The 10,893-nt window shown below is 71.9% G+C and carries 10 protein-coding genes; 5 read left to right on the plus strand and 5 right to left on the minus strand.

Features of this window, described 5'->3' with window-relative positions:
- Positions 1 to 119 precede the first annotated feature (119 nt).
- Together ACFC02_RS39450 and ACFC02_RS39455 are read left to right on the plus strand one after the other, a co-directional pair.
- Positions 120 to 698, plus strand: coding sequence for a Uma2 family endonuclease (locus ACFC02_RS39450; RefSeq protein ID WP_376367335.1), 579 nt, complete (start codon positions 120 to 122; stop codon positions 696 to 698).
- Positions 699 to 1,001: 303 nt separating this feature from the next.
- Positions 1,002 to 1,199, plus strand: a complete 198-nt coding sequence (locus tag ACFC02_RS39455; RefSeq protein WP_376367337.1) for a DUF397 domain-containing protein — start codon at positions 1,002 to 1,004, stop codon at positions 1,197 to 1,199.
- A 70-nt stretch (positions 1,200 to 1,269) separates the two neighbouring features.
- On the opposite strand, the gene ACFC02_RS39460 is transcribed toward ACFC02_RS39455, so the two are convergent.
- The 5 genes from ACFC02_RS39460 to ACFC02_RS39480 form a co-directional block, all read right to left on the minus strand.
- Positions 1,270 to 4,404 (minus strand): efflux RND transporter permease subunit, encoded by a 3,135-nt coding sequence (locus ACFC02_RS39460; RefSeq protein WP_376367339.1) that lies wholly within the window; start codon positions 4,402 to 4,404, stop codon positions 1,270 to 1,272.
- 242 nt (positions 4,405 to 4,646) lie between these two features.
- A complete protein-coding gene (locus tag ACFC02_RS39465; protein ID WP_376367341.1) occupies positions 4,647 to 5,327 on the minus strand; it encodes a response regulator in 681 nt (226 codons plus the stop codon).
- The gene (locus tag ACFC02_RS39470; protein WP_376367343.1) at positions 5,324 to 6,574 is read right to left on the minus strand and encodes a sensor histidine kinase; all 1,251 of its coding nucleotides are present in this window, start codon (positions 6,572 to 6,574) and stop codon (positions 5,324 to 5,326) included. Before ACFC02_RS39470 ends, ACFC02_RS39465 begins: the two co-directional genes overlap by 4 nt.
- 66 nt (positions 6,575 to 6,640) lie before the next feature.
- Positions 6,641 to 6,919 (minus strand): hypothetical protein, encoded by a 279-nt coding sequence (locus ACFC02_RS39475; protein ID WP_376367345.1) that lies wholly within the window; start codon positions 6,917 to 6,919, stop codon positions 6,641 to 6,643.
- Positions 6,920 to 6,977: 58 nt separating this feature from the next.
- Complete coding sequence (locus ACFC02_RS39480) at positions 6,978 to 7,775, minus strand: PspA/IM30 family protein (protein ID WP_376367347.1); 798 nt, start codon at positions 7,773 to 7,775, stop codon at positions 6,978 to 6,980.
- A gap of 256 nt (positions 7,776 to 8,031) precedes the next feature.
- On the opposite strand from ACFC02_RS39480, the gene ACFC02_RS39485 reads away from it, so the two are divergent.
- The 3 genes from ACFC02_RS39485 (at position 8,032) to ACFC02_RS39495 (ending at position 10,770) form a co-directional block, all read left to right on the plus strand.
- A complete protein-coding gene (locus tag ACFC02_RS39485; protein WP_376367349.1) occupies positions 8,032 to 8,661 on the plus strand; it encodes a DUF3043 domain-containing protein in 630 nt (209 codons plus the stop codon).
- An 83-nt stretch (positions 8,662 to 8,744) separates the two neighbouring features.
- Positions 8,745 to 9,482, plus strand: coding sequence for a class I SAM-dependent methyltransferase (locus ACFC02_RS39490; RefSeq protein ID WP_376367351.1), 738 nt, complete (start codon positions 8,745 to 8,747; stop codon positions 9,480 to 9,482).
- A 250-nt stretch (positions 9,483 to 9,732) separates the two neighbouring features.
- Positions 9,733 to 10,770, plus strand: coding sequence for a S1C family serine protease (locus tag ACFC02_RS39495; protein ID WP_376367353.1), 1,038 nt, complete (start codon positions 9,733 to 9,735; stop codon positions 10,768 to 10,770).
- The last annotated feature ends 123 nt before the right edge of the window (positions 10,771 to 10,893 follow it).

Below are 10,893 nucleotides of genomic sequence, written 5' to 3' on the forward strand. Positions count from 1 at the left end.
GCTTGCAGCGGCCGGGAAGCGCCCCTTTCGTGCCACGATCGGGGGAACGGTTCCCGATGCCGAGAACAGGTGGTCTTCCGATGTCCCAGTCTGACGAACGGCCGAAGGAGGGGCGTGACGTGACAGCTGTGGCTCATGAGCCCACCACGCCGGCGGAGGGACTGCTGGACATCTTCCTGTCCCTCGACACCCCGGAGGGTTTGCGGGCGGAACTGCTCGAGGGGGAGATCGTCGTGACGTCGCCGCCGGACGGGGAACACGAGCACTGCATCGCCCGGCTCGCGAAGCAGGTGAGCAGGCGCTCCCGTACCGACATGGACTTCTCGGGCAACAAGGGGTTGAAGCTGCCCGGCGCGGAGAGCTGCCCCAGGGACCACGTGATCCCGGACGGCACCTTCGCCCCCGCCCACCTGGACCTGTACCGCAACGCGGCTCCCTGGACGCCCGCGGGTGACGTCGCCATGGTCCTGGAGGTGACCTCCACCAAGCCCCGCAGGGACCGCGAGCTCAAGCGCCGCTGCTACGCCCGCGCGGGTATCCCGCTGTACCTGCTCGTGGACCGGGACGCGTCCTCCGTCACGCTGTTCAGCGACCCCGAGGACGAGGACTACCGTCAGCTCCGCACCGTCCCGTTCGGCAGATCCCTCGCTCTCCCGGAGCAGTTCGCATGCGAACTGGAGACGACGGACCTCCTCTGACACCCGCCCTCCGAGCGGCAGCGGGCCGTGTCCCATGAGGGTGCGGCGGCGTTCCTAGAGATGTATTTCTTAGATCGGGAAGCGTCCGTCAGGGGCGCCGCCAGTTGTGCTCCCGCGAAGCGCAACTCCCCCGCCTCCGTTGCCTCGTCCGCCGGCAGCGGTCTCGCCTCCGTCAGGACGAACTCCGCGGGACCGCGACTCGGCGAAGAAGTGGCGAAGGCAGTACGAAGTGCTCCGCGCCAACGCCCTTTCGCCGGCCGCCTCGGCGGAGCTGATCCGAAAGGCAACGGAGGACTACACACCATGCAGCACACCCCCGAGCTGACCGCCGCCCGCTGGCGCAGAAGCAGCTACAGCAACACCAACGGGGGCGAATGCGTCGAGATCACCGGGGACTTCCCCGGCACCGTCCCTGTCCGCGACAGCAAGACTCCTCGCGGGGACATCATCATCGTCCCAACCGGCGTCTGGGACGCCTTCGTCCGCTCCCTGAGGGCGTAGGGAACGAAGCAGATGCGGAACGGCCGGGCTCCCGCGAGGGAAGCCCGGCCGTTCGTCGTGCGTGGCGGGGTCAGACGCCCGCCGGTTCCAGTTGATCCGGCTCCGGCTCCGTCTCCTGCCCCTGTCCGCGCTTCGCCGCGCGCTTCTTCGCGCGGCGTTCCTTGCGCAGCTCCAGCATGGCGTAGAGCGTCGGGACCAGGAGCAGGGTCAGCAGGGTGGAGGTGATCAGGCCGCCGATCACGACCACCGCGAGCGGCTGGGCGATGAAGCCGCCCTGGCCGGTGATGCCGAGGGCCATCGGGAGCAGGGCGAAGATGGTCGCCAGGGCCGTCATGAGGATCGGGCGCAGGCGGTGCCGGCCGCCTTCCACCACGGCCTCCACGACTCCGTAACCCTGCCTGCGGTACTGGTTGATGAGGTCGATCAGGACGATCGCGTTGGTGACCACGATGCCGACCAGCATCAGCATGCCGATCATCGCCGGGACGCCCAGCGGCGTGCCCGTGGCGATCAGCAGGCCGAGCGCGCCGGTGGCGGCGAACGGGATGGAGACCAGCAGGATCAGCGGCTGGGCCAGCGAGCGGAAAGTCGCCACCAGCAGCATGAACACGATGGCGATGGCCGCCAGCAGGGCCAGGCCGAGGTTCTTGAACGCGTCGTTCTGGTCGGAGGTGACACCGCCGATCTCGGCCGTGGCGCCCGCCGGGAGGTCCAGGGCCTTGATCTTCGACTGGAGCCTGGTGCTGACCGCGCCGGTGTTGTCGCCGGTCGGCTTGGCGGTGACCGTCGCCGCGCGCTGTCCGTCGATACGGGTCATGGAGACCGGGCCGTCGACGAGCTTCACGGTGGCGATGTCGCCGAGCTTGACCGGGCCGAGGCGCAGGTCGCGCAGCTGGGCCAGCGTCTCGGCGGGCCTGGCCGACTTGATCACGATGTCCCGCTCGGTGTCGTCCAGGACGGCCTTGCCGGCCGTGGTGCCCCGGACCGCCTGGGCGACGGCCGCGCCGAGGGTCTGCTCGGTGAAGCCGGCGGCTGCCGCCTTGTCGTTGGCGCGCACGGAGACGCGGGGCACGCTCTGCGACAGGTCGCTCGTGACGTCGCTGACGTCGCCGAGTCCGGCGACCGTCTTGCGGACCTGCTCGGCCGCGGTGCGCAGGGTCCGCGCGTCGGGCGCCTTGACGACGACCTTCAGGTCCTGGTCGCCGAAGCCGTCACCGGCGCTGACGGTGGTGGTGCCGATGCCGGTCAGCTTGTGCAGCCCGTCCTCGATGTCCTTGCGGACGTCCTCGGCGGACGCCGAGTCCTCCAGCATGACCTGGTAGGAGGCGTGGTTGGCGTCCGTGGAGCCGCCGAAGGCCGCCATGAAGCCGGAGGAGCCGACGGTCACCTGGTAGTCCTTGACGCCCTTGGTGCCGGCGAGCAGCTTCTCGACCTTCTTCGCCTGGGCGTCGGTGGCCGCCAGACCGGTGCCGGGCTTCAGTTCCTGCTTGACGCTGAGCACCTTCTGGTCGCCGGGATCGAAGAAGTTGGTCTTCAGCAGCGGGGCCAGGCCGAAGGTGCCGACCAGCACGACCACCGCGATCAGCACGCTGGTGAGGCGGCGGCGGGTGGCGAAACGCAGGACGGGCACGTAGAAGCGCTGGAGGCGGCTGTTGGACTCCTTCTCCTCGGCCGCGCGGCGGGCCTCCTCCGGGTCGGCGGGCATGTTCTTGGGGGCGCGCAGGAACCAGTACGACAGGACGGGCACGACCGTCAGCGACACCAGCAGGGAGGCCAGCAGGGCCACCGTGACGGTGATGCTGAACGGGCCGAACAGCTCGCCCACCAGGCCGCCGACGAGGCCGATCGGCAGGAACACGGCGACCGTGGTGAGCGTCGAGGACGTCACCGCGCCGGCCACCTCGCGCACGGCGCCCAGGATGGCCTCGCGGCGCTCCTCGCCGTAGCCGAGGTGGCGCCGGATGTTCTCCAGGACCACGATCGAGTCGTCGACGACGCGGCCGATGGCGATGGTCAGGGCGCCCAGGGTCAGGACGTTCAGCGACAGGTCGCGGGTCCACAGGACGATCAGGGTGACGACCACGGAGAGCGGGATGGAGACCGCCGTCACGAGCGTGGAACGCAGCGACGCCAGGAAGACCAGGATGACCAGGACGGCGAAGAGCAGACCGAGGGCGCCCTCGGTGGTCAGGCCCTCGATGGACTTGGAGACGGCCGGGCCCTGGTCGCTGACCGTGGTGATCTTCGCGTCGGAGCCGAGGCTCTTGCGCAGCTCGGGCAGCTTGTCCTTGACGGCGTTCGACACGGCGACCGCGCTGCCGTCGTGGTCGAGGGTGACGGCGACGGCGAGACTGGGCCGGCCGTCGGTGCGGGTGATGGAGTCGGCCTTGGCGGGCTGCTGGCGGACGGTGGCGACGTCGCCGAGCCGGGCCGGTGCCTTGCCGGTACCGGTGCCGGTGCCGCGCTGACCGGCGACCATCAGGTCCTCGATCTGCTTCAGCGAGGTGAAGCCGCCGCCGACCTGGACGGTCCGGTTGGCGCCGTCCTCGTCGAAGGAGCCGGCCGGGACGGTGGCCCCGCCGGCCTGGAGGGCCTGGGCCAGGTCGGCGGTGGTGAGGCCCGCCTTGGCGAGCTTCGCGTCGTCGGGGGTGACGGTGACCTGGAGGTCGCGTACGCCGTCCACGGTGACCTGGCTGACGCCGTCGACGTTCTTCAGGGCCGGTACGACCGTCCTGTCGAGCTGGTCGGCGAGCGCCTGCTGGTCCTTGCCGGAGGTCACGGCGAGGACCACGGTGGGTATGTCGTCGGTGGAGCCGGCGACGACCTGCGGGTCGACGTCGGTCGGGAGCAGGGCCTTGGAGCGGTTGACGGCCTGCTGGACGTTGGCGACCAGCCGCTGCGTGTCGTTGCCGTACTCGAAGGACGCCGTGATCACGGCGCTGCCCTCGCTCGCGGTGGCGGTCACGCCGGTGATGCCGTCGACGGCCTTGAGGTTGTTCTCCAGCGGTTCGACGACCTGCTTCTCCACCACGTCCGGGGAGGCGCCCTGGTACGGCGCGAGCACGGACACCACGGGAAGCTCGATGCTGGGCAGCAGCTGCTGTTTGAGCTGGGGGATCGCGATGGCCCCGAAGACGAGCGCGACGATCGAGATCAGTCCGATCAGGGCCCGTTGCGCGAGGCTGAATCTGGACAGCCAGGACATGGGTCAGGGTCTCTCTTCCGTGAGCGTCTGTGAGCGCCGGGAACGGCCGGCCGGAAGTGGCAGGCCCGAAGTGGCGGGAGAAGCGGCACGGGCGCGCAGTGGCGCCCACCCCTACACCTTCGGGCACGGCCACCCGGTGATCCGTAGGCCCCTGGTCCATTTCCGTGCGGCGCGCCTACTCCGGCCGCAGTACGCCCGGGTCGGGCCCGCTCCACCCCTGGATGTACTGGGGCAGGGCGGGCTCAGTCCACCCTGGGGCGGACGAGACCGGACTCGTAGGCGATGACGACCAGTTGGGCCCGGTCGCGCGCGCCGAGTTTGGCCATGGCCCGGTTGACGTGGGTCTTCACGGTCAGCGGGCTGACCTGGAGGCGTTCGGCGATCTCGTCGTTGGAGTGGCCGCCGGCGACCTGGACGAGGACCTCGCGCTCGCGCCCGGTCAGTGCGTCCAGGCGGGCGGAGCGGATGGGGTCGCGGCCGTCGTCGGCGTCGCCCTGCGCGAGGAACCGGGCGATGAGGCCCTTGGTGGCCGCCGGGGACAGCAGCGCCTCCCCGCCGGCCGCGATGCGGATGGCGTTCAGCAGTTCCTCGGGTTCGCTGCCCTTGCCGAGGAAGCCCGAGGCGCCCGCGCGCAGCGACTGGACGACGTAGTCGTCGACCTCGAAGGTGGTCAGGATGACCACCCGTACCTGGTCGAGGGCGGGGTCGGCGCTGATCAGGCGGGTGGCGGCGAGGCCGTCGGTGCCGGGCATGCGGATGTCCATGAGGACGACGTCGGCGCGCTGCTCCTTCGCCAGGCGTACCGCCTGAGCGCCCTCGGACGCCTCGCCGACCACCTCCATGTCGGGCTCGGAGTCGACGAGCACGCGGAAGGCGCTGCGCAGCAGTGCCTGGTCGTCGGCGAGCAGGACACGGATCGTCATGCGGCGTCCCCCGGGGCGCGGGTGCACGTACTCGTGCGGCGGGTGCTGGTGTCGGTCTTGACGGGAAGGATCGCATGGACGCGGAAACCGCCGCCGTAGCGGGGGCCGGTGGTGAGGGTGCCGCGCACGGCGGTGACCCGCTCGCGCATGCCGAGCAGCCCGTGGCCCCCTCCGCCGACGTGGGGGACGTCGTCCGCGCCGGCGCCGTCGTCGAGGACGGTGACCTCCAGGTTGGGTCCGACCCGTACGACGCTGACCTCGGCCCTGGCCCGGCCGCCTGCGTGTTTCTGCACGTTGGTGAGGGCCTCCTGGACGATCCGGAAGGCGGCCAGGTCGACGGCGGCGGGCAGGGCGGTGCCGCCGTCGGCGCGGGCGACCTCGACGTGCAGGCCCGCGTTGCGGAAGGTGCCGACGAGGTCGTCGAGGCGGTCGAGGCCGGGGGCGGGCTCGGTGGGGGCCTCGGGGTCGTCGGACTGGCGCAGCAGGCCGACCGTGGCGCGCAGTTCGTCCAGCGCGGAGCGGCCGGCCTCGCGGACGTGGGCGAGGGCCTCCTTGGCCTGGTCCGGGCGCTTGTCCATGACGTGGGCGGCGACTCCGGCCTGCACGTTGACCAGGGCGATGTGGTGGGCGACGACGTCGTGCAGGTCGCGGGCGATGCGCAGCCGCTCCTCGACGACGCGGCGGCGGGCCTCCTCCTCGCGGGTGCGTTCGGCGCGTTCGGCGCGTTCGCGGATGGCGCGGACGAAGGCGCGGCGGCTGCGGACGGCGTCCCCGCCGGCGGCGGCCATGCCGGTCCAGGCGAAGATGGCGAGGTTCTCCTGGGCGTACCACGGCTCGGGGCCGCCGAGCATGGCGGCGCCGGTCAGCACGGTCATGGTGGACAGGCCCAGGCGCCAGGTGGTGGGGCGGTCGGTGGCGGCGGCGACGGTGAACAGGGCGACGACGGCCGACATGGCGACCGGGGCCCGCGGGTCGCCGGTGACGCACTCGACGAGCGAGACGGTGCCGGTGACGGCGAGCACGGTGCGCGGGGCGCGGCGGCGCAGGACGAGCGCGGCGCCGCCGAGGGCCATCAGGACGAGGCTGAGCAGTTCCGGCCGGCGCACGGCCCAGTTGACGCCGTGCTCGCCGCGCGGGTCCACGAAGGAACCGGCCACCATGCAGACGAGCACGCCGACCGCGATCCCCGCGTCCAGCGCGAAGGGGTGCGCTTTCAGCCGGTCGCGGACACGGTCGAGGGGGGCCATGTGTGCCAACGGTACGGGGTGGCGGGTGCGCGGGGGTTCTGGCTCAGGGCTTCCGTGGGGTCGGGATCAGCCGGGGATCAGGCCGTCGTCGCTGAGCATGTCCCGTACTTCCTCCAGGGTGGCGTCCGCGGCGGGCAGGATCAGCTCGGACGGCTCCAGGGCGTCGTCGGGGAGGGGGTCGCCCAGTTCCCGGACCTTGGTGAGGAGGGCGGCCAGGGTGCGGCGGAAACCCGGGCCGTCGCCCTTCTCCACTTCTGCCAGGAGTTCGTCGTCCAGCCTGTTGAGTTCGGTGAAGTGGCCGTCGGCCAGCCTCACCTGTCCCTCCCCCATGATCCGTACGATCATGTCGCCCTCCTCGGCGCGTGGGCCCCGGCTGCCCGTGCGGCGGCCGGTGCCCCGGTGCTCACTGCTTGTCGAAGCGGGGGGTGTCCCGAGCCTGCTGCTGGGGCTGTGCCTGACCCTGGCCGCCCTCGATGGCCTGGCGGTCGGCGGAGGAGCCTCCGGCCAGTTCGGCCTTCATCCGCTGCAGCTCCAGCTCTACATCCGTACCACCGGAGATCCGGTCGAGCTCGGCGGCGATGTCGTCCTTGGCCGTGCCGGTGGGGTCGTCCAGGGCCCCGGAGGCGAGCAGTTCGTCGATGGCGCCGGCGCGGGCCTGGAGCTGCTGCGTCTTGTCCTCGGCGCGCTGGATGGCCAGGCCGACGTCGCCCATCTCCTCGGAGATGCCGGAGAACGCCTCCCCGATCCGGGTCTGCGCCTGGGCGGCCGTGTAGGTGGCCTTGATCGTCTCCTTCTTGGTGCGGAAGGCGTCGACCTTGGCCTGCAGCCGCTGGGCCGCGAGGGTGAGCTTCTCCTCCTCGCCCTGGAGGGTGGAGTGCTGGGTCTCCAGGTCCGTCACCTGCTGCTGGAGCGCGGCGCGGCGGGAGAGCGCCTCGCGGGCCAGGTCCTCGCGGCCCAGCGCGAGCGCCTTGCGGCCCTGGTCCTCCAGCTTGGTGGACTGCTGCTGCAACTGGTTCAGCTGGAGCTCCAGCCGCTTGCGGCTGGTCGCCACGTCGGCGACGCCGCGGCGGACCTTCTGCAGCAGCTCGAGCTGCTTCTGGTACGAGTAATCGAGGGTCTCGCGCGGGTCCTCGGCCCGGTCAAGGGCCTTGTTCGCCTTCGCGCGGAAGATCATCCCCATACGCTTCATGACACCGCTCATGGGCTTCGCGCGCCCCCTTCTGACGGACTCCAGCTCACAGCTCTGCGACAGAACCCACAGTACGGGCCCTGCATCCATTACCGCACTGTTCGGGAACGGATGCGGTCATCCCCAAGGACGACTGCGCGCGTTTCCGATCCGGCGTAGGGAGTAGGTGACCCCCGACGTGCCTCCCGGTCGGACGTGCGGACCGTCCTCCCCCTGTCCCTGTGAGACGACCGGCGTTGCCGGATCGTTCCCCACCGGGCTGGGGTCCATGCGGGCCGAGCCCGTACCCTTGGGATTTGTGTTCCGTAGCCGTGCCAAGGAAGAGAAGGCGCCGGTCGCCGAAAAGACGCCGGTGAGCATCTCCAAGCAGCCCCGTGACCCGCAGGCGCCCAAGGGCCGCCCCACGCCCAAGAGGAGTGAGGCCCAGAGCCAGCGCCGCAGCGTCGCCCAGACGCCGACCAACCGCAAGGAGGCCGCCAAGCGGCAGCGCGAGGACCGCCGCGTCCAGATGGAGCGGCAGCGCCAGGCGCTGGCCAGCGGCGACGAGCGCTACCTCCCGGCCCGGGACAAGGGCCCGGTGCGCAAGTTCGCGCGTGACTTCATCGACTCGCGGTTCAACATCGCGGAGTGGTTCCTGCCGATGGCCGTGGTCATCCTGGTGCTGAGCATGGTGCGCGTCGGCTACCTCCAGAACATCGCGCTGCTGCTGTGGCTCGTGGTGATCGTGCTGATCGTGCTCGACTCGCTCGCCAGTGGCCTCCGGCTGAAGAAGCGGCTGGCGGAGCGCTTCCCCGACCAGAGCCGCAAGGGCGCCGTCGCCTACGGGCTGATGCGCTCCCTCCAGATGCGCCGGCTGCGCCTGCCGAAGCCGCAGGTCAAGCGGGGGGAGCGGCCCTGAGTACGGCTGCTTTCCCCGGGGGTGCGGCGGATGCCGGGCCGGCCGAACCGGGCGGGCTGCGTGATGTCGTACGGCAGGAACTGGTGGCCCGGCAGCTCGACGAGCAGATAGCCGGGCGGTTCCCGGTCGGGCAGCGGCTGCGGGTGCTCGACGTCGGGATGGGGCAGGGCACGCAGGCGCTGCGGCTGGCCCGGGCCGGGCACCAGGTCACCGGCCTGGAGCGGGACGAGAAGATGATCTCCGTGGCCCGTCAGGCGCTGGCCGCCGAGCCCGAGGGCATCCGGGCGCGGATGCGGATCGTCGAGGGCGACGGCCAGGACACCGGCGTGCACTTCCTGCCGGGCAGCTTCGACGTGGTGCTGTGCCACGGCGTGCTGATGTACGTCGAGGAGCCCGATCCGCTGCTGGCCGGGCTGGCCCGGATGCTGGCGCCGGGCGGACTGCTGTCGCTGCTCGTGCGCAACGCCGACGCGCTGGCGATGCGGCCGGGGCTGTCCGGCGACTGGGCGGCGGCGCTGGCCGCGTTCGACACGACGGTGCACCTCCCCCATTCTCGAACCGACTCGAACGGGGGGACCCCCACCCCGCTGGGCCTGGACGTACGGGCGGACCGGCTCGCCGACCTGACGGCGACGCTCGCCGGGATCGGCGCCCCGCTGCACGCCTGGTACGGGGTACGGGTCTTCACGGACACGGCGGCGGACGGTGCGCAGGCACCCGCGGACGTGGCCGGGCTCCTGGACACGGAGGAGCGGGCCGGGCGGACCGACCCGTACCGCGGGATCGCGGCGCTGCTGCACCTGTGCGGGGTGCGCGGGTAGGACGCGGCGGGTACCCGGGGCGGCCGCCCGCCGCCCGTACGGGGGAATCCCGGGGGCCGGGACTCCGGGCCGGCGACAGACTCGGCTCATGGACGTCTCCCGTGCCCGCGCCCGTCTCCGTGCTCGTGCCGGTTCCTTCGGCTGTTCCTTCGGCTGTTCCTTCGGCTGCGTCTTCGGCCGTGCCCGCGAACGTGTCCGTGACCGTCTGCGTGATCGTGTCCGCCGGCTGGTCGGTCCGCCGGCCGCGCTGGTGTGCTGTGCGGCCGTGCTGTCCGGGTGCAGCGGTTCCACCGTGCCCGAAGCGGCGGCGGACGCCGCCAGCCTGCCGCCCTCCGGAGGGCGGCAGGTGGCCGCCCCGGCGACCGCGGACGACCTGCAGAGCGACTACCAGCGGGTGATCAAGGAAGTCCTGCCGTCGGTCGTGCAGATCCAGGCGAGCCACGACCTCGGGTCGGGGGTCGTCTACGACGACAAGGGACACATCGTCACCAACGCGCACGTCGTCGGGAACGAGAAGCGGTTCCACGTCACCACGGCGGGCAGCGAGGAGACGCTCACGGCGACGCTCGTCTCCGCCTACCCGGAGCAGGACCTCGCCGTCGTCAAGCTGGACAAGGTGCCCCACGGGCTGAAGGCGGCCACGTTCGGCGCATCGGAGAAGGTCGCGGTCGGGCAGATCGTGCTCGCCATGGGCTCCCCGCTGGGGCTGTCTTCGAGCGTCACCCAGGGGATCGTGTCGGCGACCGGGCGGACCGTGAGCGAGGGGCAGAGCGGCGGCGGCACCGGGGCGACGATCGCCGACATGGTGCAGACCTCGGCCGCGATCAACCCGGGCAACAGCGGCGGCGCGCTGGTGAACCTCGACGGGCAGGTCATCGGCATCCCGACGCTCGCCGCCACCGACCCCCAGCTCGGCGGCAGCGCGGCGCCCGGCATCGGCTTCGCGATCCCGGCGTCCATGGTGAAGACGATCGCCGGCCAGATCGTGCGGTACGGCAGGGTCGTCGACTCCGGGCGGGCCGCGCTCGGCATCACCGGGCGCACCGTCGTCGACGCCGGGTACCAGCCCGCCGGGGTCGCGGTCGTCGACGTGAGGGCCGGGGGCGCGGCGGACCGGGCGGGCATCCGGCCCGGGGACATCCTCCTCAGGGTGGGCGGCAGGGACATCACGACCATCACCTCGCTGTCCGAGGCGCTGGCCGCGGACAAGCCGGGGCAGCGTACGAAGGTGACGTACTCGCGCGACGGTGTCACGAAGACGGTGGACGTGACGCTGGGCGAGCAGTGAGCGGCCGGCGACCAGCGGTCGACGCTCAGCGGTCAGCGGTCAGCGGTCAGCGGTCGACGGTCAGCGCTCAGTCACGGTCGGTCGGCGTCGGCGGCGGCGGACGGCGCGGGGCGGGGCGGGGGC

Source organism: Streptomyces sp. NPDC056160 (assembly GCF_042268205.1).
Classification (GTDB): Bacteria; Actinomycetota; Actinomycetes; order Streptomycetales; family Streptomycetaceae; genus Streptomyces.

Bases quoted from the DNA above. Each gene is read 5' to 3' on its own strand.
- ACFC02_RS39455 (WP_376367337.1), top strand. From the start codon at position 1,002: ATGCAGCACACCCCCGAGCTGACCGCCGCCCGCTGGCGCAGAAGCAGC.
- ACFC02_RS39460 (WP_376367339.1), bottom strand. From the start codon at position 4,404: ATGTCCTGGCTGTCCAGATTCAGCCTCGCGCAACGGGCCCTGATCGGA.
- ACFC02_RS39465 (WP_376367341.1), bottom strand. From the start codon at position 5,327: ATGACGATCCGTGTCCTGCTCGCCGACGACCAGGCACTGCTGCGCAGC.
- ACFC02_RS39470 (WP_376367343.1), bottom strand. From the start codon at position 6,574: ATGGCCCCCCTCGACCGTGTCCGCGACCGGCTGAAAGCGCACCCCTTC.
- ACFC02_RS39475 (WP_376367345.1), bottom strand. From the start codon at position 6,919: ATGATCGTACGGATCATGGGGGAGGGACAGGTGAGGCTGGCCGACGGC.
- ACFC02_RS39480 (WP_376367347.1), bottom strand. From the start codon at position 7,775: ATGAGCGGTGTCATGAAGCGTATGGGGATGATCTTCCGCGCGAAGGCG.
- ACFC02_RS39485 (WP_376367349.1), top strand. From the start codon at position 8,032: ATGCGGGCCGAGCCCGTACCCTTGGGATTTGTGTTCCGTAGCCGTGCC.